Consider the following 23,506-nt stretch of genomic DNA (forward strand, 5'->3'; position numbering starts at 1 on the left):
AATATCAAAAAAAGCGTTTACAAAAAATCGTGATTATTGTATGGTTATGATAAGAGTAAAAATCACTTAAAATTTTTAACTTTTTATGTAATCGATTACAACACAGTTGCATTCATTTAACATGAAAATGTCAATAAATAATGCTCAAGGAGGCAGAAATCATGGCAGTTGCAGAAACTTTAACGGGAGAAAAGTTGAAAAATTATATTAACGGCGAATGGATTGAAAGCAAAACAACTCAGTATGAAGATGTCTATAATCCGGCAACAAAGGAAGTTATTGCAAGGGTTCCGATTTCAACAGTAGAAGATGTCGAACATGCGGCAGAAGCGGCGAAAGCGGCATTTGAGAAGTGGAAAAGGGTTCCGGTTCAAAAACGGGCAAGAATTTTGTTCAACTACCATCAATTATTGCTGGAAAATAAAGATGAACTGTCCCGCCTTATTACAATTGAGAACGGCAAAAGTCTTCCTGAGGCTGAAGGGGAAGTTCTTCGGGGTCTCGAAAATGTAGAATTTGCATCAGGTGCGCCGTCTTTAATGATGGGAGATTCATTATCCACAATAGCTACGGATATTGAAGCAGCAAACTATCGTTATCCAATCGGCGTTGTCGGCGGCATCGCTCCTTTTAATTTCCCAATGATGGTACCGTGCTGGATGTTCCCGATGGCTATTGCTTTAGGCAATACATTTGTATTAAAACCATCAGAAAAAACACCGCTGTTAACAAAGAAATTAGTGGAATTATTCACAGAAGCGGGTCTTCCAAAAGGCGTATTTAACGTTGTTTACGGTGCGCACGACGTCGTTAACGGCATTCTAGATCACCCTGAAATAAAAGCGATTTCATTTGTCGGCTCTAAGCCGGTTGGGGAATACGTCTATAAACGTGCGAGCGAGAATCTAAAGCGCGTTCAAGCATTGGCAGGCGCCAAAAACCATGTGATTGTCCTAAATGATGCCGATGTAGAAGAAGCGGTAACAAATGTTATTGGCTCAGCGTTTGGATCGGCCGGTGAACGCTGCATGGCTTGCTCTGTTGTTACAGTAGAAGAAGGCATTGCTGATAAGTTTTTAGCCAGACTGACAGAAAAAACAAAAGATATTAAGATGGGCAACGGTTTAGACGACGGGGTTTTCTTAGGACCAGTGATCAGAGAAGAAAATCAAAAACGGACAATCGGCTATATCGAAAAAGGCATTGAAGAAGGGGCAACGCTTGTAGTCGATGGCCGTGAACGCGTATCAGATGAAGGATTCTTCGTTGGACCGACCATCTTTGATCATGTAACCACTGATATGACGATTTGGAAAGATGAAATTTTCGCTCCGGTATTATCTATTGTTCGCGTAAAGAACCTAAAAGAAGCCGTTGAGACAGCTAATAAGTCGGAATTTGCGAATGGCGCATGTATTTTTACATCAAATGCATCATCTGTCCGTTATTTCCGTGAAAATATTGATGCAGGTATGCTAGGCGTTAATTTAGGGGTTCCTGCACCAATGGCATTCTTCCCATTCTCCGGGTGGAAATCATCATTCTTCGGCACTTTGCATGCCAACGGCAAAGACAGCGTAGACTTCTATACACGCAAAAAAGTGGTCACAGCTCGTTATAAAGCGCCTAGTTTCGAATAAGTTCAACAGATTAATAGATGATGAAGAAGGTCAGAACAGAGAAAGCGGCATTTTTATTTCTTGTTTTTTCTCTGTTCACTGGTCTCCTTCTGCTAAAGGGCAGCTTCCATCGGTGGAGGGTTCATATCCTCTGCTGATGGCAAGTTGAACGGAGGGGCGCGGAATCCTCGGTTCACGAAGTTTTTTCGGCAGGAGTCTAGGCACGGTTATCCGGGATAAAAACGAGGAGGTCATAATGATGAGTCAACTGCTCCAAAAACCAAAAGAAAGTGAACTGTCACAAGGTATCAAAATTGTTCATGAAGTCACACAAGAAAATTCACCGCTAAAATATGTTGAATTTAAAATAGTAGATTTAGCCCCAGGTGCTAAATATGAGGAAACATTAGGAAAGAAAGAATGCTGCATTGTAGCATTAGCAGGCAAAATGAATGTCACAGATAAAGAACAGACATTTAACAATATAGGCACCCGCGATAGCGTGTTCGATAAGATACCTACAGACAGTGTGTATGTTTCCAATGACCGCAGTTTTGAAATAGAAGCTGTGAGCCAAGCTCGCATTGCGCTTTGCTATTCGCCTTCAGAGAAACAATTGCCGACAAAACTGATTAAAGCGTCAGATAATGGCATAGAAAATAGAGGAACCCGAAATAATAAGCGATTAGTTCACAATATTTTGCCGGATTCTGATCCCTCTGCGAATAGTTTGCTAGTTGTTGAAGTATATACAGAGAGCGCCAATTGGTCAAGTTATCCGCCGCATAAACACGATCGGGATCATCTGCCGGAAGAGTCATTTTTAGAGGAAACCTACTATCATGAATTGAATCCGCGGCAAGGCTTTGTATTCCAGCGTGTTTATACCGATGATCGTTCACTTGATGAAACAATGACTGTTGAGAACGGCGATGTCGTTTTAGTCCCGGAAGGCTATCATCCGGTCGGCGTACCTGAAGGTTATACGTCTTATTATTTAAATGTTATGGCGGGGCCGAAGCGCATCTGGAAATTTCACAACGATCCTGACCATGAATGGATATTGGAACGCAAATCATAATGAAAGGAGTTGTCATTGAACATGAAATTTGAATTTAATCAGGATAGGGAATTTGACATGATTGCGATTGGCCGCGCTTGCATTGATTTAAATGCTGCAGACTACAATTGTCCAATGGAAGAGACAATGACTTTTACAAAATATGTAGGCGGCTCGCCGGCTAATATTGTTATAGGCGCCTGTAAACTCGGGCTTAAAACAGGATTTATAGGAAAAATCTCCGATGACCAGCATGGACGTTTTATCGAAAAATATATGAGTGATGCCGGCATTGATACATCAAATATTGTTGTTGATAAAGAAGGCCATAAATCTGGATTAACATTTACAGAGATTAAGAGTCCGGAAGATTGCAGTATTTTAATGTACCGGGAAGAAGTCGCTGATTTGTATTTAAAGCCATCTGAGATCAATGAGGATTACATAAGAAGAGCGAAAATTCTGCTAGTATCGGGTACAGCCTTAGCAAAAAGCCCATCCCGTGAAGCGGTGCTAAAAGCGGTTGCTTTAGCTAAAAAGAATGAAGTGAAAGTGGTTTTTGAATTGGATTACCGCCCGTATTCATGGGCTTCCGCCGAAGAAACAGCCGTATATTATTCGTTAGTTGCGGAACAAGCGGATGCGGTCATCGGCACCCGTGATGAATATGACGTTATGGAAAACAGATTCAATGGAAAAAACGAGGAAACCATCGAGTATTTATTTAAACATTCACCTGAATTAATTGTGATCAAACATGGTGTCGAAGGTTCTTTTGCTTATACAAAATCCGGAGAAACATTCAGAGGCCAAGCTTATAAGACAAAAGTATTAAAAACGTTTGGCGCAGGCGATTCCTATGCATCAGCATTCCTGTATGCATTAGTCAAAGGCAAGGGCATTGATACCGCCTTAAAGTTCGGCAGTGCATCAGCCGCCATTGTGGTCAGCAAACACAGTTCTTCTGAAGCGATGCCAAATGTGGAAGAAATCGAGGAGTTAATTTCAGTCAACGCTTAATGAGAGCGGTCAGGGGGGAGAAATTTGAAAACAGTCAGATTAACCGCAGCACAAGCTTTAATCAAATTTTTAAATCAGCAATATATTCATGTTGATGGTCAAGAATTTCCTTTTGTTGAAGGCATCTTTAATATTTTTGGACATGGCAATGTTCTCGGGATCGGTCAAGCGCTTGAACAAGACGCCGGTCATTTGAAAGTTATTCAAGGAAAAAACGAACAAGGAATGGCGCACGCAGCGATTGCTTTCAGTAAAGAAATGTTTCGGCAAAAAATTTATGCCGTTACAACATCTGTGGGGCCGGGTTCAGCGAATTTGGCTGCAGCAGCGGGCACGGCGCTTGCCAATAACATTCCAGTATTGTTCTTGCCTGGCGATACTTTTGCGTCACGCCAGCCTGATCCGGTTTTACAACAAGTTGAACATGAACATAGTTTGGCCGTTACAACCGGCGATGTTCTGAAACCGGTATCACGTTATTGGGACCGCATCACTCGGCCGGAACAATTAATGTCAAGTTTGATCCGCGCTTTTGAAGTCATGACAGACCCGGCAAAGGCGGGACCAGCGACAATCTGTCTTTCACAAGATGTCGAAGGCGAAGCCTATGATTTTGAGGAGAAATTCTTTGAAAAGCGCGTTCATTATCTCGATCGCAAAGCACCTACGGACCGTGAATTGAATGGGGCGGCCGACCTCATTAAGCAAAGCAAAAAACCGGTCATTATTGTTGGCGGTGGCGCCAAATATTCCCGCGCACGCGACATATTAATGACGCTTTCTGAAAAGCACAATATCCCGTTAGTCGAGACACAAGCCGGCAAATCAACAGTAGAAGCTGGATTTAAAAATAATTTAGGAGGCTTGGGGATTACAGGTACGTTAGCGGCCAATAAAGCCGCGCGTCAAGCTGATTTAATTATTGGCATCGGCACCAGATATACAGACTTTGCCACTTCGTCAAAAACCGCTTTTGACTTTGATAAAGCAAAGTTTCTGAACATTAATGTCAGCCGGATGCAAGCATATAAATTAGATGCTTTCCAAGTTGTCGCCGACGCAAAAACAACATTAGAGAAATTAGCGCCTATGCTGGAGGGCTATGTGACAGAATTCGGCAGCACCATTGCTGAACTGAAAGAAATTTGGTCTATTGAACGTGACCGTTTGCGAAAAATTGAATTTAACCGGGAAAATTTTGATCCGGAAATTAAAAATCATTTCCCTCAAGAGGTACTAAATGAATATGCCGACGCTTTAAATACCGAATTCGCACAAACGGCAGCATTGCTCACTGTTAATGAAACGGTTGATCCTGACAGTACGATTATTTGCGCTGCCGGATCGCTGCCAGGTGATTTGCAGCGCCTGTGGAACTCGGAAGTGCCGGATACTTATCATCTTGAATACGGCTATTCCTGTATGGGGTATGAAATATCAGGCGCATTAGGCATCAAGTTAGCCAAGCCTGATAAAGAAGTTTACGCCATGGTAGGAGACGGCAGCTTTCTCATGCTGCACTCTGAATTAATTACTGCGATTCAGTATCATCAAAAAATCAATGTGGTTCTCTTTGACAATTCCGGATTCGGCTGTATCAGCAATTTGCAAATGTCTCACGGCAGCGGCAGTTATTTCTGTGAATTTAGAACGCATGATCATCAAATTTTAAATATTGATTATGCTAAAGTTGCCGAAGGCTACGGCGCTAGGACTTATCGTGTTAATACGCCTGAAGAATTGAAAGCGGCTATAGAAGATGCGAAGAAGCAAGATGTTTCTACTTTAATAGAGGTCAAAGTCCTTCCAAAGACAATGACAGACGGCTACGCCAGCTGGTGGAATGTCGGTGTCGCTGAAGTTTCGAATAAAGAAGGTATTCAAAAAGCCTATCAACTGAGACAAGAAAAACTTAAAACGGCAAAACAATATTGAGCAAAAGAGGAATAATCATGGAACGAGAAATTTTATGGGGCATTGCTCCTATTGGCTGGCGCAATGATGATGTACCGGAAATTGGCGCGGAGAATACATTATCGCACCTGTTAAGCGACATTGTTGTGGCAGGTTTCCAAGGGACCGAGGTCGGCGGCTTTTTTCCCGAAGCCAAGGTATTAAATAGAGAGCTCGAGCTTCGCAACTTAAAGATAGCGGGACAATGGTTCAGCAGTTATATTATTAGAGACGGCATTGAAGAGGTTTCCCAATCCTTTGCCGAACATTGTGAATTTCTAAAAGAAGTTCATGCAAGCGTGGCTGTGGTTTCAGAGCAGACTTACAGCATTCAAAGCGTTGAAAAAAACGTTTTCTCTGAAAAACCGCACTTTTCGGATGAAGAATGGGAAAAACTGTGCAGGGGATTAAATGAGCTTGGAAAAATTGCGGAACGTTATGAGCTGAAATTAGTTTATCACCATCATATGGGCACAGGCGTACAAACAGAAGAAGAAGTCGACCGCCTTCTCGCCAATACCGATCCAAAAGTGGTGCATCTCCTGTATGATACCGGGCATATTTACGTCTCTGACGGAAATTATATGACAATATTAAATAAGCATATTGATCGGATTAAGCACGTTCATTTTAAAGATGTAAGAAAGGACGTATTAGATCAGTGCCGTAACGATGGCCGGTCTTTTATACAGTCTTTTTTACAAGGTCTGTTTACAGTGCCGGGCGACGGCTGCATCGATTTTACGAAAGTGTATCAAACATTGCTTGATGCGCGGTACGAGGGATGGATAGTCATTGAAGCGGAACAGGATCCCAAGGTCGCTCATCCGTTAGAATATGCTTTGATGGCAAGAAAATATATTGATGAAAACTTATTGTTAGTAAGCAGCAAATAACCGGGGTGAAAATGGTATGACCTTAAGATTCGGCGTTATCGGCACAGGTGCGATTGGCAGGGACCATATAAGAAGAATGACGAATACACTATCCGGCGGGGAAATTGTTGCTGTCACAGATGTTAACCAGGAAGCGGCAAAACAAGCCGTCGGCCAATTTAAATTAAATGCTGAAATTTACCCGGATGATCAATCACTTGTTAATGCGGAAAACGTTGATGCCGTCCTTGTCACAAGTTGGGGGCCCGCACATGAACAAAGTGTATTGGCAGCCATTAAAGCGGGAAAATATGTTTTTTGCGAAAAGCCATTAGCTGCTACAGCGGCAGGCTGCATGAACATTGTCGAAGCGGAAATAAAGCATGGCAAGCGCTTAGTGCAAGTTGGATTTATGCGCCGATACGACAGCGGCTACGTGCAGTTAAAAGAAGCTCTTGACAGCAATATGATCGGCGAGCCGCTAATCATTCGCTGCGCTCATCGAAATCCAAGCTGTGCTGAAACTTATTCAACAGATATGGCGGTTACTGATACTTTGATTCACGAAATCGATGTTTTGCATTGGTTGATTGACGATGATTATAAATCTGTACAAGCGATTTTTCCTAAGAAGACGAAGCGCGCCCTTGACCATTTGCAAGACCCGCAAATTTTCTTAATAGAGACCGAGAGAGGTGTGCATATTCATGCCGAGGTCTTTGTTAATTGCAAATACGGCTATGATATTCAATGTGAAATCGTAGGCGAAGAAGGCATTATAAAATTACCGGAAGTTTCAAGCATTCTTATCCGGAAAAACGCGCAGCTCAGCAAGAATATATTAATGGACTGGAAAGAACGTTTTATTGATGCGTATGACAAAGAATTGCAAAGCTTTATAGATTCTATCAGGGAAACAGGCGAACCGAGCGGGCCGACAGCCTGGGACGGATACATTGCCGCCGTCACTGCAGATGCTTGTGTTAAGGCGCAAAAAACCGGCGTAAGGGAACCGATTGCATTAAAAGAAAAACCGGACTTTTATCAAGATGGATCAGAAAGCAAGCGATAACATAAGCTAAGCAGTTCCCGCCACATCACATGAAAGATTTGGCGTTTTGCGGCAATCCGGCCTGCAGTTAAATTTAACCGATAATATTTAAAAGAGAAGTTGAAGGTTAGATCAAAGTTATGACGATTCCAATCAGTCTCTTTTGAGAAGGAGGCGTTATCAGTGTCTTTAGTATCAATGAAAGATATGCTGTTGAAAGCGAGAGAAAATCATTATGCTGTCGGACAATTCAATATTAATAGTTTGCAGTGGGCACAAGCGATATTAAAAGCCGCAGAAGAAGAACGTGCCCCTGTTATTGTGGCCGCTTCCGACAGGCTCGTTGATTATTTAGGCGGTTTTAAAACGATCGCCGCTATGATTAAAGGCCTTTTAGAAGAAATGTCAATAACCGTTCCGGTAGCGCTTCATTTAGATCACGGCATGAGTGTTGACAGATGTATAAAAGCCATTGATGCCGGGTTTACTTCAGTCATGATAGATGGCTCCCACTGCCCGATTGATGAAAATATTGCCATGACTAAACAAGTGGCAGACTATGCCCGCCCATACCAAGTATCCGTTGAAGCGGAAGTAGGAACAGTGGGCGGTATGGAAGATGGCCTTATTGGCGGAATAAAATATGCCGACCCAAATGAATGCTTGCGAATGGTAAAAGAAGCCGGCATTGATGCATTGGCAGCCGCCCTTGGTTCAGTCCATGGACCTTATCAAGGCGAACCTAAGCTCGGCTTTGATGAGATGAAGCAGATTTCTGAACTGACTGGTGTGCCATTAGTATTGCACGGCGGTTCAGGCATACCGGATTATCAAATCAAGAAAGCTATCAAATTAGGTCATGCTAAAATTAATGTTAATACCGAATGTCTGCAAGCTTGGACGCAAGCTGTTCGTGAAGTGTTAGCAAATGACCGTGACATTTACGATCTCAGAACAATCACGGCACCGGGTAAAGAAGCTGTCGTCGCAACAGTCAAAGGAAAAATAAAAGAATTTGGCTCAAGTTACAAGGCTTAAAAAAGAAGGAGATGTCTTATACAGGGCAAATAAGGCACCTCCTTATGATGCAATCGATTACAAAAACGCTATTTATTTTACTAGTCATTTAATGTTTATAATCATTTTGAAAACGTTTTCCCTCTATATAATTTTTTAAAAATTTCCAAAAAGGTGGTTAAGGGAGGTATTTTGTTGAAAAGTGATGTACAAAGCCGTGATGGCACCACAAAGAAGTCCCGAAGTCAAAAGGCGTTCTTGCGGACCATTACGACAATAGCAACTTTTGGGGGGCTCCTTTTCGGATATGACACGGGTGTCGTCAACGGCGCTTTACCATATATGTCTAAACCAGATCAGCTTAATTTGAATCCATTGACTGAAGGTCTTGTGACAAGTTCATTATTATTAGGTGCTGCTTTGGGAGCGCTGGCCGGCGGCAGGCTCTCTGACCGTAATGGACGCCGTAAAACGATTCTTTCGCTGGCCGTCCTGTTCTTTTTTACCACGTTAGGCTGTACATTTGCCCCTAATGCGGGAATAATGATTGTGTTTCGATTTTTATTGGGCATTGCTGTAGGAGGCGCTTCTGTCATTGTGCCGACCTTCTTGGCAGAAATGTCGCCTGCGGAACACCGGGGCCGAATGGTTAGCAAAAACGAACTCATGATCGTGACCGGACAATTTTTGGCATTCACTTTCAACGCTGCTATCGGCACAACGTTTGGTGAAACCGGACATGTTTGGCGGTACATGCTTGTTATCGCATCGCTTCCAGCGGTCATATTATGGTTTGGGATGCTTATTGTCCCTGAAAGCCCGCGCTGGCTTGTTTCAAAAGGGAAAATTGGCGAAGCCTTGCGTGTTCTAAGTCAAATACGCGAGGAAAAACGGGCTGAATTAGAGCTCAAGGAAATCAAGCAAGCCTTGACTAGAGAGTCGGAAACGGAGAAGGCAGCCATTAAAGATCTGACGGTACCTTGGGTGCGGCGTATTGTATTTATTGGAATTGGCATTGCTCTTTGCAACCAAATTACCGGTGTTAATTCAATTATGTATTATGGCACCGAAATTCTTAGTGAATCAGGTTTCGGAACCAATGCCGCGTTAATTGGCAATATCGCAAACGGCATAATCTCGGTCTTAGCGGTTATTGTTGGTATTTGGCTTCTGGGAAAAGTCAATCGACGGCCTATGTTAATAACGGGATTGGCAGGCACGACAACATCGCTTTTACTTATCGGAATATTTTCAATAACATTAAAAGACTCCGCCGCGCTTCCTTTTATTGTCCTTTCGTTAACAGTTATCTTCCTTGCCTTTATGCAAGGAGCTGTCGGGCCGGTGACGTGGCTGACGCTTTCTGAAATTTTTCCGCTGCGATTGCGCGGAATCGGTATGGGGTTTTGTGTGTTTTGTCTCTGGACGATGAACTTTCTTGTCGGTTTTTTGTTCCCTATATTGCTCGCCCATATCGGATTGTCAGCAACATTCTTTATTTTTGTCATCCTTGGAATAGCAGGCATTCTATTTGTAAGCAAATTTATGCCAGAAACGAGAGGCATAACATTAGAGGAGCTTGAGCAGCAATTCCGCGCCTATGATGTTAGTGACATTCAAGAACCGGCAATGGAAAAAGCCAGATAATCGCCCAAGCTGTTTATTATAAGTTATTAATCATAACTTTCGTAAGCGTATACAAAATGAATGTGATCATATACGCCTGTTTCCATAGTGAACGTAAAGAGAGTAAAGCGCAATGTCACAGCGCCGCCAAATGATTTAAAATAGAACGGTGAATAAATTTGAAAAAAATCCGGTAATCGCCTTGATTATCGGGTTTTTATTGGCCTTGCTGCAATGCCTTTAATAACTGGTCTTAATGGGGCGCTTATATGATGGAGAAATTGGCAGGTAAGAAATCGTCATAGCAGGACTTTACCAAACTGCGCCTTGTGAATCTGAAGAATTTTGACAAGTTATATTTTGCGGGAGATTCATCAAACAATCGTATGTTTTTCTATCATCAGCAGCTTGGCTGATTTCTTTCTTATTTTTTGTTTTTGCCATATCATTGATGCTTTTTTCAAAATCCAATCTCGCTTTTATATCATGCAGTTGATCGTCCGAGATCTTAATGTCACAAGAGGGATTTGAACATTTATTGAAGAAAAGCCCTTAGGATTTACATACAAGCAAATATGTAATATACTGCATCACACAGGTCTTAATACCATCGTGCCAAACATAACCAAAAGAAAGATTCAACATTTTTACTCTTTTTTCTCTTAAGGCACATGAGCGATTTAAGGCCTGTCTCATGTCAACCCCTCGTATCTATATGGATGCGGGGATTTTTTTATTGTATGATATAGAAGGTTTTTGAGAAGGTTTGCAGAATATCTGTATGTACTGCTTGAAAGGAGGTGAATTGCAGTGAAGAAAGTCTTAGCATCCTTTACTGTTCTTGCAATCTTGTTATCAGGATCGCTAGCCTTAATCGGGCATTCTCAGGCAAAAACAGTAAAAGGCAATATTACATATTATTACGGTGAAGGCAAAATAGGCGCTCATGGCAAAAAGCTAGCATCTCATGATTGTGCCTTAAAAATAGGTTTTGATAACCCGCCTGCGGGAACAAAAATAAAAGTCGTTTCAGATAAGGGGAAGCAAGCGACTGTTTATAAATGGGACATGGGAAGGCTCCCGAATGCAGTCATCGATGTCATGCCGGGGGTATTTAAAACTTTGGCTGGATCATTATCCTATGGTGTGATACATGGAAAGTACACTTATTAATAAAAACATATAAGATCTAATCAAAAAGTAAAGAGTCCATCTCTTTACTTTTTGATTAAGGAGTGATTAACCTCAATGCGGCTACATAAACGTACAACCATTTTTATAATGATAGCTTTCGCAGTCTTTATTGTCATTCTGTTTTTTCTATACCAGAGGAATGACTCCTCGGTAACCGCTCAAAAATCGGCATCTCATGATGATCAAAAGTTGTTAACTGTATTTACTGATGCTCAATTAGATACTTCTTATTACCTTTTTAACGGTGATAATCAACTGATTGACAAAAGAAAAATGACAGATTATCCTTCAGCGGCACTTGGAAAAAATCATTTATATTTTACATCAAAGGATTCGGAAAATTTCACGCAGCTCTATCAGCTTAATTTAAAAACAAAAACGAAAAAGCAACTATCGCATAAATTTTTATATGTAGATAACCTTCACCTTGATAACGTTCACTCGAGATTATATATGAGAGTGGTTTTGCCTCATCACCAGAACTTTCAAATTGCTGTTTATGACCTTAAAAAAGGCGCTTTTTATGTGTTAGATCCAAAAGAAAAGGATAACAGTGTTGCTTATTTCGATTACAATCCTTCAAAGGATAAACTCCTTGTACTAAACTTTTCCGTACGGGAAGATTATAAAAATACAGATGAGGCCAATAAAAAAGGCAAACCCCCATTGCCGGCGACGATGCACTTGAATCTTTTGGCCGGAGACGGCAAAAAAATTAAAGAAATCCTTGCCGTAAAGAAATCTATTCAAGATGTATCAATGTCACCGTCAGGGAACGAAGCGCTTTTTACTGCTTCAAGCTCGTCCGGCAATACTGAAAAAAGTACGATATATAAAGTTGATCTGAAAACAGGACAAAAATACCCAATCATTTCAGATAATCACGAGTTCACTTTGCTGAAGCAATCATTAGCCCAGTATGCTAACGACGAAAATTCAATTTATTTCCTTGCGGTTTCAAAAAATGCAAGATTAATTCAAGATGAAGGCGGCAGAGAAGCAAAGGAAAGGGCGATCTATTGCTACAACTTAAAAACAAAAGAAATAAAACAGGTCTGGCATAAAAAAGGCGGCATTATTAATAACTTTTCAGTCATTAGATAGAGCTTATTTAACCTTTTGATTGTGAGTTCAGCTGCTGAAATGGCTGTGAAGGGTTTGCCCGGCATAACCACTCGAAATGAAACAGCTATACCTTTGAATTTTTCAAGAAGCCGGTCTAAAATTATTACTGAATTTTACCGTTTTGGAGGATTATTAAAAAGTGATGCATTTTCTAAGACTGCGATTCCCGACTTTGAACAAGTAACTGAATATGTTCAAAGGCTCTGTTTGTCTATGCAGAGTAAATGGGATTAGTCTGTCCTTTTTTAATAATCTTCATTTCATATTTGTGAAATAGTCATTCACCATATGCCGGCAATTTGTTTTTCCGCTTTACTTAACCATCTTTTGAAGCGGGCCTGATTGTCTGATTATGTATGAAAAAATATGTAATGTATAGGGGCTGTCCAAAAAGTCAGTTATATTTTGGACAGCCCCTTTTTTTAAAATGGTTAGAAACTTTAGAATTTTAATTGACTAAAATCCCTTTGTGTTGTATATTATATTTTAATTATATTGACTTTTCTGCAATCGATTGCATTTTTTGATGTTTTGAAAGGTTATATTGAAAATCTTTCATTTTAAATGTAAACGATTGCTTAGAAAGGAGGATAGGAATATAAGCCTTTACCAATTATGTAAGCGTTTTAATTATAAAGTGAAGGGGGTTAAAAAACATGAGCATCCAAGCGCTCTTGGAACTTCGAAACATCAGCAAAAGTTTTTCCGGGAACAAGGTGATCAAAAACATCAGCTTTAGTGTTCTTCCTGGAGAAGTTCATGTATTGCTCGGTGAAAACGGCGCCGGGAAATCAACTTTAATTAAAATGATGACAGGAGCTTATACGATAGATGAAGGGGAGATGTATTGGAACAGCAAGCCTGTGAAGTTTTCCGGCCCTGCGGATGCAATGGAATATGGGATTGCAACAGTCTATCAAGAATTGAATCTCATTCCGGAATTAACCGTCTGCGAAAATATTTTTTTAGGAAGAGAATTAAAAAAAGGCGCACGTCTTTTAGATAGAACTAAAATGCGGGAAAGGGCCAAAAACTATCTAAAAAGGCTTGGACAAAACATTGATCCCGATAAAAAGATCAGCGAGCTGGGTGTCGGCCAGCAGCAATTGGTTGAAATCGCCAAAGCATTTACAGTAGATGCCAAACTGATCATTATGGATGAACCGACAGCAAGTTTAAGTGAAACCGAAACTGAACAATTGCTTCAGACAGTTGATGAACTGATCCGGCAAGGGATCAGTATTGTGTATATATCGCATAAAATTAATGAACTAATGGAAATTGGCGATAGAATTACGATTTTAAGAGACGGTGCGAAAGTCGATACATTAGATGTTAAAGAGACTTCTCAGGATGAATTAATTGAATTGATGGTCGGCCGCGCGCTCGATGAAAAATATCCGAAAAGGCCCAGCCTTTCAATGAAACAAGAAGGGTTGCGAATAGAAAATTTAAAACTAAAGAACAGCCAATCTATCATTTCATTTTCCGCATACCAAGGAGAGATCCTGGGGATATCAGGATTAGTCGGCGCCGGACGAACTGAAATGGCAAGAGCCATTTTTGGTGCGGATGAGAAAAATTCAGGAGATGTTTATGTGTTTGGAAAAAAAGTGAATATCAAAAAACCGAAGGATGCCATCGCGGCCGGCTTTGCTTTCATTACAGAAGACCGTAAAGGCGAAGGCTTGTTTCTTGATCAATCACTGGCCTTTAACATTAATATTGCCAGTATGAAAAACTATAAAAAAGGCATGATGCTCAGCAATCGCGAGCTGCTTCAATCAGCAGGGGCTTACATAAAAGCGCTGAGAGTGAATCCTCAACGAAAGGAAGAACACGCGAGAAATTTAAGCGGAGGCAATCAGCAAAAGATTGTGATTGCTAAGTGGCTTGCAACGAAAGCTAAAATTTTTATTTTTGATGAGCCGACTCGGGGCATTGATGTCGGTGCGAAAGTCGAGGTCTATCGACTAATTAATCAGCTTGTCCAAGAAGGTGCTGTCGTTATGATCATTTCTTCTGAGCTTCCGGAATTAATGGGAATGTGCGACCGCATTCTTGTTATGAATGAAGGAACAATAACAGCGGACTTGAAAAAAGAAGAAGCAAATCAGGAAATCATTATGAAGGCTGCGACGGGAGGGAAATAGAATGGCAAATGTTGCATTCGATGAAAATCAGGAAATCGTTAAAGAGAAAAAAACGGTAAAAGCGTTTTTAAACAAATTCGGCTCATTAATTGGATTAATCCTTCTTTGTTTGATTTTAGCGATCCTTAATCGCGACTTTTTATCTTTAAATAATATCATGAATATCGCAAGACAATCATCAATTAATGCATTATTAGCTATTGGCATGCTGCTGCCGATTTTAACTGCCGGCATAGATTTATCGATTGGTTCAATTTTGGCTTTATCGATCATGTGTATGGGCATTGCAGTTGTTAATATGGGACTCAATCCGATTGCGGGCTTAATCATCTGTGTAGGAACAGGCGCCCTATGCGGTTGGGTGAACGGTATACTATTAACTAAACTGCGGCTGCCTCATCCGTTTATCTCGACGCTCGGCATGATGAACATTGCCAGGGGCTTGGCATTAATTATAACAGCAGCAGCTCCTATCGCCGGTTTCCCTATGGCTGTTCAGTTTCTTGGAAGTTCCTTTGCGGGTCCGATACCTGTCAGTTTCATTTTAGTTGTTATTATCTATATACTATTTCATCTTTTCCTAACACGCACTGCAACAGGAAAATATATATATGCGATTGGCGGCAATCGCGATGCTGCCCATCTGTCGGGGATTAATGTTGACCGGGTGCTCATTCTTGTTTATACATTGAGCGGCCTGATGTCTGGATTAGCCGGTTTGGTTCTTGTAGGACGGGTCAATTCTGCTTTCCCTCTAGCTGGTCTGGATTATGAACTTGATGCCATTGCGGCCGTTATTATTGGCGGAGCCAGTTTCTTTGGCGGTGTCGGCACTGTTTGGGGAACAATGGTTGGAACGCTTATTATCGCTGTGTTAAGAAATGGATTAAATTTAATGAATATTACGTCAGATTTGCAGAAAACCATCATTGGGATCGTCATTATTGCCGCTGTGTTTGTTGATGTACTAAGGCAAAGAGCAAGCAAGAAGCAGTAAGGATTTGTGATGATATTTGAAAGGAGGAAAACGATGAAAAAGCGGCTGTCTTTATCGCTTATATTTTTGATTTTGCTCGGTGTTGTTTTGACAGGATGCAGCAATAATGATGCGAATGTAGAAGCCAAAAGCAAACCTACAATTGTTGTTGTCCTTAAAACATTAAGCAGCCAATACTGGAAGTTCGTTGAAGCAGGCGCAAAAAAAGCCGGGGAAGATCACAATGCTAACGTGATTATTCTTGGTCCTTCATCAGAAGGAAGCATTCTTGACCAAGTTAATTTAGTCGAAGATTCTTTAACGAAAAAGCCGGATGCCATGGTTGTATCTCCATCACAGCCGCCGACGCTTATCCCGGTTTTTAAGAAAGCTAAAAAGATGGGTGTTCCAATATTATTAGTTGATACGGATGCCGATTGGGATGACAAAACATCATTTTTGGGAACTGATAACGTAACCGCTGGCCGTCAAGCTGGAAATTTACTGGCTCAGAAATTAAAGCCCGGTGACAAAGTCGTTTTAATTGACGGAGCCCTGGGAAATACAGCCACTGATGCGCGTTCCAAAGGAGCCAAAGAGGCGCTTGAAAAGCAGCATATTAAAGTCGTAGCCGAACAGCCGGCCGACAGTGATAAAGCGGAAGCAGAAGCGGTGATGTCCAATATATTACAAGTCCATCCTGATATTAACGGCGTTTATTGCGCCAATGATGACATGGCAATCGGTGCAGCGCGTGCCATTCAAGCCCATCATTTAAAAGTTCCAATCATTGGCACGGATGGAACGATTGAAGCCGTTAACTCAATTCTTAAAGGGGATCTCGCCGGAACCATTGCGCAAAAACCGTATGACATGGGTTACCGCGGTGTTGTAAACGCGTTAAGAGCAGCCGGCGGAAAAAGTGTCAAAAAGCGCATCGATACCGGTGTAGCTGTTATTTCAAAAGAAAACGCCAAAAAGGAATTAAGTTTTTTGCAGAAGATACTCGGGCAGTAAATTTTTCGGTTTTAAAATCTATTGGTGCAATCGATTGCAAAACTTGAGGACAGAAGATGGGTTAGGTGATGTTTACCCCTGCCCAACCTATGGTTATTGTGTATGGGAAAATAAAAAAATAAAGCCAACTGATCATTTTATGCCTTGTCATTGTGATGTTAAACAGAACCAATAGGTTTAACATCATTTTTTTTATAAATTTTGTATCTTTTTTACTAAATTAATCATTATTATTTTAAAATGTTATGCAATCGAATACAATAAAATATGGTGATTAAAATGAAAATGAGCGACGTAGCAAAATTAGCGAATGTATCCACTGCAACTGTTTCAAGGGTTCTCAGTCAGCCTGAGAAGGTAAGTAAAGATACTAGAGAAAAAGTTATGAAAGTGATTAAAGAATTCAATTACCAGCCGCATATGGTTGCACGGCAATTTAGAACAAAGGAAACAAAAACAATACTTGTCGTTGTCCCCGATATCACAGACGCTTTCTTTTCAGAAGTGCTGAGGGGCATTGAACATATGGCGGTCCGCAACGGCTATCAGGTGATTTTAGGGGACGCAGAGAATGATCCCAAAAGAGAAAAAGAATATACTAATTTATTGCTTCAGAGGCAAGCGGATGGCATGGTATTGCTGACGGCGAGAATGGATCAACAAGATTTAGAAAATATTTCAAATCATTTTCCGATGGTGCTTGCTTGTGAATATATCGACGGATTAGATGTGCCTACGGTTTCGATTGATAATATCAGCAGCGCTAGAAAAGCGACAGAACACCTCATCCATTTAGGCCATACTAAAATTGCCCATATCACAGGCCCGATGAATGTCGTGCTCAGCCGCGACCGATTAAAAGGCTATCAACAAGCCATGTTAAGCCACGATATAACTATTAATCCGGCATATATTCAAGAAAGCGAGGTTAGCTTTGAATCTTCCTATGATCAGATGATGAAATTATTAGCGTTAGAAACGCCGCCTACTGCTGTATTTGTTTTTAATGACGAAATGGCAATCGGGGCCATTAAGGCGGTCAAAGACAGCGGGCTGAACGTTCCCAAAGATGTGGCGGTCGTCGGCTTTGATAATCTGAAAATGTCATCTATATATGAACCGAATATTACAACCATTCACCAGCCGAAATATGAAATCGGCAGCAAGGCTATGGAATTGTTATTAAAACTGATCAATGGCGAAACCTTGCAAAAGAAAAGATTTGTCTTAAATGATAAATTAGTCGTCAGAGAATCGAGTGGTGCAAATAATAAAAAGGTTACACCCTAAATCTATCATATGATCTGATACTGTGTTTTTTCTCTCAGCGATAATCATTTTTAATTTGATAGGGCTTTGGCTGCGGAAAGAAATCAACCGTGAATCGTTCAACGGTTTATTAGGCCGCTCGTCGGCTTTAGGATAATTTGAAAACAAACATAAGCAGCACAGACCAAGACCATGGTTTGTGCTGCTAAGCATGTTTTGGGCATTTATTTTTCAGATTGACCGCCATTAATGATACTAATCAATGCCACAACAGATATAACTAACAAAATACTAAATATAATGGCTGCTATGTTTCCAAACCAATAAATGAACAATGGCAAAATAGCAATCATCATGCCAACGATAATAACAAAAGCGCCCGCTTGTTTAGCTAATTTTCTTTTGTCTCCTTTATATTTCTCTTCTCGATAGCCTGCTATAAGGAAAAGCATCTTCTTAAACCAGATTAAACATCCCAATAACATTAATATGGCTCCTATAAAAATAGAACCAACAGTATTAGCAGTCATTTTTTCGCACCTCCATAATTTTCCTGTTTAATCCATTATAACAATTGCTATTGAGATTTGAATGGCTTTTTTTTAATGTTTCAATGTTCTTAAGTAACTATGTTCCAAATATTCAATAGTAGCTTCATTGAATTTAAAAAGTAATAGGGGAATGATGATTTAAAAAATCATAAACTAAATTTGGATGGATGAAGGAAAAAAGTTGTCTAAGTTCACTAGTTATGCCTGCTCCAACTATTTGACGCAGAACCGAACAAGAGCTGCTGGCGCAAGATGGATGCATACACATAAGCAGGAAATCAGCGTTAATAACGATATATTTTGGTCGTGAAGGAATTAAACCGCAAAAAACAAGAAGAAATGCCTACCCCTTGATTGATATGCTAAATAAGAAAAAGGGGTGAGGCGTGATGAACAATCCATCTATTGGATTATTTCAAGGCATTGCATTATACATTGCAGCCATTTTGGGATCAGGGGTCCTCTTTTTATCAGAGGTTGCAGCCTCAATAGCAGGTCCTGCGTCCATTATTTCTTGGCTTATCGTGATTTTTATTAGCTTTCCTCTCGCATACTCATTTGCAAGTCTGGCCCGGCAATATCCAGATGCCGGAGGAGCTGCAACTTTTGTTAGAATTTCTTTTGGATATCATTTGGGCTGTATTGTCGGATGGTTTTACTTTGTAACGGCGGCAGTTGGCCAAACGATTGTATCGTTAACCGGCGCTTTTTATGTTAGTGAAGCATTTGGATTTTCACATGTTGAAACTACATTAATTGCCGTCTTTATGTTGTTAATTGCAGGTGTTTCGAATTATTATGGTGTCAATGTTAGCGGTAAAGTAGCGTTGGTTTTAAGTGCTTGTTTATTAGCTCTTTTATTGTTGACTGTCTTTGTGTCATTGCCAAGTATACAATGGAGGCATTTTACTCCCTTTGTTCCGAATGGATGGTTTTCAGTTGGGAGTGCTGTAACGGTGATTTTTTGGTCATTTTTTGGCTGGGAGGCGATTTGTAGTCTGGCCAATCATTTTAAAAGGCCAGAAAAAGATATTGTGAAAGGAACTGCCGTAAGTGCTATTATCATAGGGCTCTTGTTTTTGGCACTAAGTTTTGTGACCATTGGGACAGCAGCGTATGGCAGTAAAGAAACTAACCTCTCGCCTATCAGTATCATAATGGGTAATACATTCGGAGTTGAAGTCAAAGTTGTCACAGCGGTATTGGTATTTATCATTTGCACAGGGACAGCAAATGCATTTGTAGCAAGCTTAACTCAATTAGGGTATGCCTTAAGCAGGGATGGCGCTTTTCCAAAGTTTTTTTCAAAACGGCATACAACTGCTAAAATTCCTAGACGCATGGTTTTATTTGTCATCTGTTTTGCGCAAGCAGGGGTTTTAGTGACGAGGGGACTATCGTTAACGTTTAATGATATTTTGTTTATCCCGACTTCTCTCGGGATATGGGTTTACATTCTTTCTATGGCAGCAGGGGTTAAATTGTTTAAGAAAAACACGCTGGCATGGTGGGCATCATTAGGATCCTTCATTTTATGTTTGCTCGTGATTCCTTATTTTTCAAGTGTATATTTTCGTTCCGGCAATTGTCGCAGCATTATATGTTATTTATAAGCTTTTGGAAAGGAGATTTTTTTCCGATAGGGAGGTTTTAAAATCCAATGAAAAACCTAAACGATATTTCTAAAAACGATATGTGGGAAGCAATAGTTTCGTCCGATCCTGCATATGATGGGATATTTTTTTATGCGGTCAAGTCAACGGGGATTTTTTGCCGGCCGTCTTGTAAGTCTAAAGTGCCGAAGTATGAAAATGTATCCTTTTTTTTAAATGCAGCCGAAGCTCTAAAAGCTGGATATCGACCTTGCAAGAGATGTCGGCCTGATTTAAAATCAAAAAATTATGACCCATTCAAACCGATTATAGATGACACTATACACATTATAGAAAATAATTATGATCAAAAACTGCTGCTGGCTGAAATCGCATCAAAGGTAGGGGTAAGCCGATTTCATTTAGATCGGATTTTTAAGGTCAGGACAGGGTATACCCCACGGCTGTATTTAGAAAAAGTCAGAATCGAGAAGGCAAAGGGGCTTCTTTTAACAACCTCCTTAAATAGCACAGAGGTTGGTTATCAAATAGGCTATCAAAGCATTTCAAGCTTTTATCATGCGTTTAAACGCAGAACGGGACTTTCACCGAGTCAATTTCAAGACAATAGTAACAAAGACTTGTAGGGTCTAACTTGAAATCTTATTCCTTTAACAACCGGGCAGTCAAATCACTTGTAAGAACAATAGCGGATGAATGTAATGAGTTTTGAACCTTTTGGCTGTATGAAAGCTAATTTCATTATATAGGACTTATTTCATCATTTCTTTTCCATTCGTTTACAATGAAAAGTTTCCAATGTTACAATTGATTTATTGAATTTACAAAATTTTTTATTAGGAACCCAAAAAATTATATTCGAAAGTGAAGTGAAAGAGTATTGGTCGGTTCACTAACAATTTCTTCTATAATATTTATGATTGTAGTCTCAATCTTAGTTCCTATTGGTTCATTAATCTATCTTAAAAAAAGAGTAACAATGATACCATGGAAACCTGTTCTAATAGGTGTTTTAATTTTTATTGTTTTCTCTCAAATGCTTGAAAAGTTTTTAAATGTCTATATTTTAAACATAAATCCCTATACTTCAGCATGGTTTAATAATCCTTATTTGTATGCATTATATGGCGGTCTTGCTGCTGGCATATTTGAAGAATTAGGCCGGTTTATAGGATTCTATTATTTATTGAAAAATGATCGGGAATGGAAACATGGCATTGCATATGGAATAGGTCACGGAGGAATTGAATCTATATTAATTGGTGTTTTTGGCGGAATACAATTTTTGACTTTATCCTTTTTGATCAATTCAGGGCAATTTAATACTTTACTTAATTTACATGATAAAAGCGATTCTTCATTATTAATGATAAAGGAACATTTGATAAATCAGCCAACCTTCTTTTTATTAGGGGGAATTGAACGAATCTTTAGTTTTGTTATTCAACTTTCATTATCTTTATTGGTTCTTTATGCCATTCGCAATAAAAAAATTAGATTCCTGTTATATGCAATATTGATCCACACTAGTGTAGACTTTTTTGCGTTAATTTCTCAAAAGTTCCAGCTGAGCCCTTTTTTTGTAGAAGGAATCCTTTTTATTATGATGATTTTTTCTTGGATTCATATTATTAAATCAAAATTATGGTTCTCAAAAACATCCGCTGGCAATTCAAATAATCAAAGTCTTTAACATATTATTGTTTATTTTAAAAAACATGGTTATTTGCTCAAACATTCTGTACCGCATTTATTAAAAAGTATAGAATTGTATACTTTTATGCAGAGTTAGATTGGCTGCCAACAAATTATAAAGGGTTTGCGAAAATATTTTAATGAACTATGGTGAATCATGTGTACTGTAAGGTATTTCCTCTAAAAAATAGGTTCATAAATTCCATACAAGTGCAATTATATAGGGAAAACCTTTCTTTTTTTAATTCTAAAGTTCAGTAAGGGTGTCGCTTAACAGAAATAGCGTATATAATAAACAGTAAATATAAATATAAGTTAAATAAAGTGAAAAAAATAACTTTTTCTATTCAAACATGGGGGAGAGGAAGGTAAGTGAATAGGGAAGTTCAGAAAATAATGGCTAAAATACATATTTCTTAAAATGGATATTAAATACTGATAAATCAAAAAAAGGTAATGTAGACTGACTTAGATACAAGGTAGTGGGGTTAATATGACTATAAATATTAAAGAAGTTTTTAAAACAATGAATGACTTTGAATTAGTAGAAATTTATGGCCAATGGCTAGCTGAACTTAAAGTAAGAAACATGATTAGAACAAATAATGTAGTAGGAGAGTTAGGGGAATATTTAGCTATTAAATATTATCAAGATACTCCAAGATTGCCCAAATTGCAGGCTGCACCAACAGGAACTCAAAATATTGATGCTATCAGTATAAATGGTGATAGGTATAGTATTAAATCAACAACGGGGAATGTGACAGGAGTTTTTTATGGGCTTAATGACCCTCAACATTCTCAAGAAGATAAACAGAAATTTGAATATGTGATATTAGTTAAATTTAATAAAGATTTTTCTTTACAAAAAATTTTAGAGTTGGATTGGGAGACATTTCTAAAACATAAAAGATGGCACAAAAGAATGAGGGCTTGGAATTTATCTATAACTAAAGAGTTAATAAATGATTCTAAAGTAGTTTTTGAATCTGAATCAATTTCATAATTCCATTGTATAAAGAAAAACAGACCTGGAGGATTTTGATACCTTTAAAAATTTTAAATCTACGAAGCTTGTTGTTGATTTAACATGGCATTAATACGATCAGCAGCTAATTTTGAAGCATTATAAACTAAGGCTACAATGTCAAAATGAATTTTGGCACGTTTCCCGGTGCGATATTAGAATTATAGTATAATAACATAGAAAAGCAACGTGGTGTAATAAAAATCACATAGAACCTGGAGATTTAAATATGAGCGATCAATTAACTCAAATTGTGTCATTACTAGATAACCTAAATGGGAAAGTCGATGGATTAAATAAAAGAATGGACATAATGCAAGAAGATATTAAAAATTTAAAGCAAGATGTTAAAGAGATAAGGGATGACGTAAAAGAGTTGCGAATCGAAAGCATTAATGCCGATGAAAAGATTTTAAGTAAGTTAACAAGTTATCAGCAAAGAATAGGTAGCGATATTTCATTTTTAAATAGTGAAGTAGCTGATATAAAATTAAAAGTACACTGATTGAGTAATTAAATCCTTTTAAGTGATTAGAGTTATGTTATAACTGGTATTGAACATTGAGTATATATAATGGACCCAAGAAATTAGACACGAAGAAAGGATATGTTAAGGTAGGTTTATGAAACGAAAAAGATATTCATCCGAATTTAAAGCGCAAATA

21 protein-coding genes and 1 pseudogene are annotated in these 23,506 nt (G+C 39.3%); 20 read left to right on the forward strand and 2 right to left on the reverse strand.

Annotated elements, in window-relative coordinates; genetic code table 11:
• Positions 1–161: 161 nt before the first annotated feature.
• The 8 genes from iolA (at position 162) to JOD45_RS13605 (ending at position 10,242) form a co-directional block, all read left to right on the forward strand.
• Positions 162–1,640, forward strand: coding sequence for a CoA-acylating methylmalonate-semialdehyde dehydrogenase (iolA, locus tag JOD45_RS13570; protein WP_205004445.1), 1,479 nt, complete (start codon positions 162–164; stop codon positions 1,638–1,640).
• Positions 1,641–1,878: 238 nt separating this feature from the next.
• Complete coding sequence (iolB, locus tag JOD45_RS13575; RefSeq protein WP_205004446.1) at positions 1,879–2,700, forward strand: 5-deoxy-glucuronate isomerase; 822 nt, start codon at positions 1,879–1,881, stop codon at positions 2,698–2,700.
• A 21-nt stretch (positions 2,701–2,721) separates the two neighbouring features.
• Positions 2,722–3,699 (forward strand): 5-dehydro-2-deoxygluconokinase, encoded by a 978-nt coding sequence (iolC, locus tag JOD45_RS13580; RefSeq protein ID WP_205004447.1) that lies wholly within the window; start codon positions 2,722–2,724, stop codon positions 3,697–3,699.
• A 24-nt stretch (positions 3,700–3,723) separates the two neighbouring features.
• Positions 3,724–5,634 (forward strand): 3D-(3,5/4)-trihydroxycyclohexane-1,2-dione acylhydrolase (decyclizing), encoded by a 1,911-nt coding sequence (iolD, locus tag JOD45_RS13585; RefSeq protein ID WP_205004448.1) that lies wholly within the window; start codon positions 3,724–3,726, stop codon positions 5,632–5,634.
• A gap of 17 nt (positions 5,635–5,651) precedes the next feature.
• Positions 5,652–6,548: a myo-inosose-2 dehydratase gene (gene iolE, locus JOD45_RS13590; protein WP_239549280.1), complete on the forward strand. Its 897-nt coding sequence runs from the start codon at positions 5,652–5,654 to the stop codon at positions 6,546–6,548.
• Between the two features lie 16 nt (positions 6,549–6,564).
• Entirely contained in the window at positions 6,565–7,599 is a 1,035-nt protein-coding gene (iolG, locus tag JOD45_RS13595) for a bifunctional inositol 2-dehydrogenase/D-chiro-inositol 1-dehydrogenase (protein WP_205004449.1), read from the forward strand.
• A 162-nt stretch (positions 7,600–7,761) separates the two neighbouring features.
• The gene (gene fba / locus JOD45_RS13600; RefSeq protein WP_205004450.1) at positions 7,762–8,616 is read left to right on the forward strand and encodes a class II fructose-1,6-bisphosphate aldolase; all 855 of its coding nucleotides are present in this window, start codon (positions 7,762–7,764) and stop codon (positions 8,614–8,616) included.
• A gap of 174 nt (positions 8,617–8,790) precedes the next feature.
• Positions 8,791–10,242, forward strand: coding sequence for a sugar porter family MFS transporter (locus tag JOD45_RS13605; protein WP_205004451.1), 1,452 nt, complete (start codon positions 8,791–8,793; stop codon positions 10,240–10,242).
• A gap of 291 nt (positions 10,243–10,533) precedes the next feature.
• Here JOD45_RS13605 and JOD45_RS13610 read toward each other — a convergent pair whose 3' ends face one another.
• A complete protein-coding gene (locus JOD45_RS13610) occupies positions 10,534–10,692 on the reverse strand; it encodes a hypothetical protein (RefSeq protein ID WP_205004452.1) in 159 nt (52 codons plus the stop codon).
• A 339-nt stretch (positions 10,693–11,031) separates the two neighbouring features.
• Between JOD45_RS13610 and JOD45_RS13615 the strand changes: the two genes are divergently transcribed.
• The 7 genes from JOD45_RS13615 to JOD45_RS13645 all read left to right on the forward strand — a co-directional run bounded on the left by JOD45_RS13615 (position 11,032) and on the right by JOD45_RS13645 (position 17,976).
• On the forward strand, positions 11,032–11,394 hold the full coding sequence (locus JOD45_RS13615; protein WP_205004453.1) for an RlpA-like double-psi beta-barrel domain-containing protein: 363 nt from the start codon (positions 11,032–11,034) through the stop codon (positions 11,392–11,394).
• Positions 11,395–11,469: 75 nt separating this feature from the next.
• Complete coding sequence (locus tag JOD45_RS13620; RefSeq protein ID WP_205004454.1) at positions 11,470–12,519, forward strand: hypothetical protein; 1,050 nt, start codon at positions 11,470–11,472, stop codon at positions 12,517–12,519.
• Between the two features lie 39 nt (positions 12,520–12,558).
• On the forward strand, positions 12,559–12,774 hold the full coding sequence (locus JOD45_RS13625; protein ID WP_205004455.1) for a hypothetical protein: 216 nt from the start codon (positions 12,559–12,561) through the stop codon (positions 12,772–12,774).
• Between the two features lie 422 nt (positions 12,775–13,196).
• A complete protein-coding gene (locus JOD45_RS13630) occupies positions 13,197–14,693 on the forward strand; it encodes a sugar ABC transporter ATP-binding protein (RefSeq protein ID WP_205004456.1) in 1,497 nt (498 codons plus the stop codon).
• Position 14,694: 1 nt separating this feature from the next.
• The gene (locus JOD45_RS13635) at positions 14,695–15,690 is read left to right on the forward strand and encodes an ABC transporter permease (protein ID WP_205004457.1); all 996 of its coding nucleotides are present in this window, start codon (positions 14,695–14,697) and stop codon (positions 15,688–15,690) included.
• 33 nt (positions 15,691–15,723) lie between these two features.
• Positions 15,724–16,686 (forward strand): sugar ABC transporter substrate-binding protein, encoded by a 963-nt coding sequence (locus JOD45_RS13640; protein ID WP_205004458.1) that lies wholly within the window; start codon positions 15,724–15,726, stop codon positions 16,684–16,686.
• Between the two features lie 279 nt (positions 16,687–16,965).
• Positions 16,966–17,976, forward strand: a complete 1,011-nt coding sequence (locus JOD45_RS13645) for a LacI family DNA-binding transcriptional regulator (RefSeq protein WP_205004466.1) — start codon at positions 16,966–16,968, stop codon at positions 17,974–17,976.
• Positions 17,977–18,179: 203 nt separating this feature from the next.
• Here JOD45_RS13645 and JOD45_RS13650 read toward each other — a convergent pair whose 3' ends face one another.
• Positions 18,180–18,485, reverse strand: coding sequence for a DUF3784 domain-containing protein (locus tag JOD45_RS13650; RefSeq protein ID WP_205004459.1), 306 nt, complete (start codon positions 18,483–18,485; stop codon positions 18,180–18,182).
• 410 nt (positions 18,486–18,895) lie between these two features.
• Here JOD45_RS13650 and JOD45_RS13655 point away from each other — a divergent pair.
• The 5 genes and pseudogenes from JOD45_RS13655 to JOD45_RS13675 all read left to right on the forward strand — a co-directional run bounded on the left by JOD45_RS13655 (position 18,896) and on the right by JOD45_RS13675 (position 23,346).
• A pseudogene (locus JOD45_RS13655) lies at positions 18,896–20,192 on the forward strand (APC family permease).
• Positions 20,193–20,199: 7 nt separating this feature from the next.
• Positions 20,200–20,745, forward strand: coding sequence for a bifunctional transcriptional activator/DNA repair enzyme AdaA (locus JOD45_RS13660; RefSeq protein WP_380897317.1), 546 nt, complete (start codon positions 20,200–20,202; stop codon positions 20,743–20,745).
• A gap of 290 nt (positions 20,746–21,035) precedes the next feature.
• Complete coding sequence (locus JOD45_RS13665) at positions 21,036–21,812, forward strand: YhfC family intramembrane metalloprotease (RefSeq protein WP_239549281.1); 777 nt, start codon at positions 21,036–21,038, stop codon at positions 21,810–21,812.
• A gap of 495 nt (positions 21,813–22,307) precedes the next feature.
• On the forward strand, positions 22,308–22,820 hold the full coding sequence (locus JOD45_RS13670; RefSeq protein ID WP_205004462.1) for a hypothetical protein: 513 nt from the start codon (positions 22,308–22,310) through the stop codon (positions 22,818–22,820).
• 250 nt (positions 22,821–23,070) lie between these two features.
• On the forward strand, positions 23,071–23,346 hold the full coding sequence (locus JOD45_RS13675) for a coiled-coil domain-containing protein (protein WP_205004463.1): 276 nt from the start codon (positions 23,071–23,073) through the stop codon (positions 23,344–23,346).
• Positions 23,347–23,506: the final 160 nt, after the last annotated feature.

The sequence above is a fragment of the Scopulibacillus daqui genome, from assembly GCF_016908855.1.
In the GTDB taxonomy this organism is placed as follows: Bacteria; Bacillota; Bacilli; order Bacillales; family Sporolactobacillaceae; genus Scopulibacillus_A; species Scopulibacillus_A daqui.

What these genes read in the sequence shown, in the direction of transcription:
- iolA (WP_205004445.1), top strand. Translation starts at nt 162, where the DNA reads ATGGCAGTTGCAGAAACTTTAACGGGAGAAAAGTTGAAAAATTATATT.
- iolB (WP_205004446.1), top strand. Translation starts at nt 1,879, where the DNA reads ATGAGTCAACTGCTCCAAAAACCAAAAGAAAGTGAACTGTCACAAGGT.
- iolC (WP_205004447.1), top strand. Translation starts at nt 2,722, where the DNA reads ATGAAATTTGAATTTAATCAGGATAGGGAATTTGACATGATTGCGATT.
- iolE (WP_239549280.1), top strand. Translation starts at nt 5,652, where the DNA reads ATGGAACGAGAAATTTTATGGGGCATTGCTCCTATTGGCTGGCGCAAT.
- iolG (WP_205004449.1), top strand. Translation starts at nt 6,565, where the DNA reads ATGACCTTAAGATTCGGCGTTATCGGCACAGGTGCGATTGGCAGGGAC.
- JOD45_RS13620 (WP_205004454.1), top strand. Translation starts at nt 11,470, where the DNA reads ATGCGGCTACATAAACGTACAACCATTTTTATAATGATAGCTTTCGCA.
- JOD45_RS13625 (WP_205004455.1), top strand. Translation starts at nt 12,559, where the DNA reads ATGGCTGTGAAGGGTTTGCCCGGCATAACCACTCGAAATGAAACAGCT.
- JOD45_RS13630 (WP_205004456.1), top strand. Translation starts at nt 13,197, where the DNA reads ATGAGCATCCAAGCGCTCTTGGAACTTCGAAACATCAGCAAAAGTTTT.
- JOD45_RS13635 (WP_205004457.1), top strand. Translation starts at nt 14,695, where the DNA reads ATGGCAAATGTTGCATTCGATGAAAATCAGGAAATCGTTAAAGAGAAA.
- JOD45_RS13640 (WP_205004458.1), top strand. Translation starts at nt 15,724, where the DNA reads ATGAAAAAGCGGCTGTCTTTATCGCTTATATTTTTGATTTTGCTCGGT.
- JOD45_RS13645 (WP_205004466.1), top strand. Translation starts at nt 16,966, where the DNA reads ATGAAAATGAGCGACGTAGCAAAATTAGCGAATGTATCCACTGCAACT.
- JOD45_RS13650 (WP_205004459.1), bottom strand. Translation starts at nt 18,485, where the DNA reads ATGACTGCTAATACTGTTGGTTCTATTTTTATAGGAGCCATATTAATG.
- JOD45_RS13660 (WP_380897317.1), top strand. Translation starts at nt 20,200, where the DNA reads ATGTGGGAAGCAATAGTTTCGTCCGATCCTGCATATGATGGGATATTT.
- JOD45_RS13665 (WP_239549281.1), top strand. Translation starts at nt 21,036, where the DNA reads ATGATTGTAGTCTCAATCTTAGTTCCTATTGGTTCATTAATCTATCTT.
- JOD45_RS13670 (WP_205004462.1), top strand. Translation starts at nt 22,308, where the DNA reads ATGACTATAAATATTAAAGAAGTTTTTAAAACAATGAATGACTTTGAA.
- JOD45_RS13675 (WP_205004463.1), top strand. Translation starts at nt 23,071, where the DNA reads ATGAGCGATCAATTAACTCAAATTGTGTCATTACTAGATAACCTAAAT.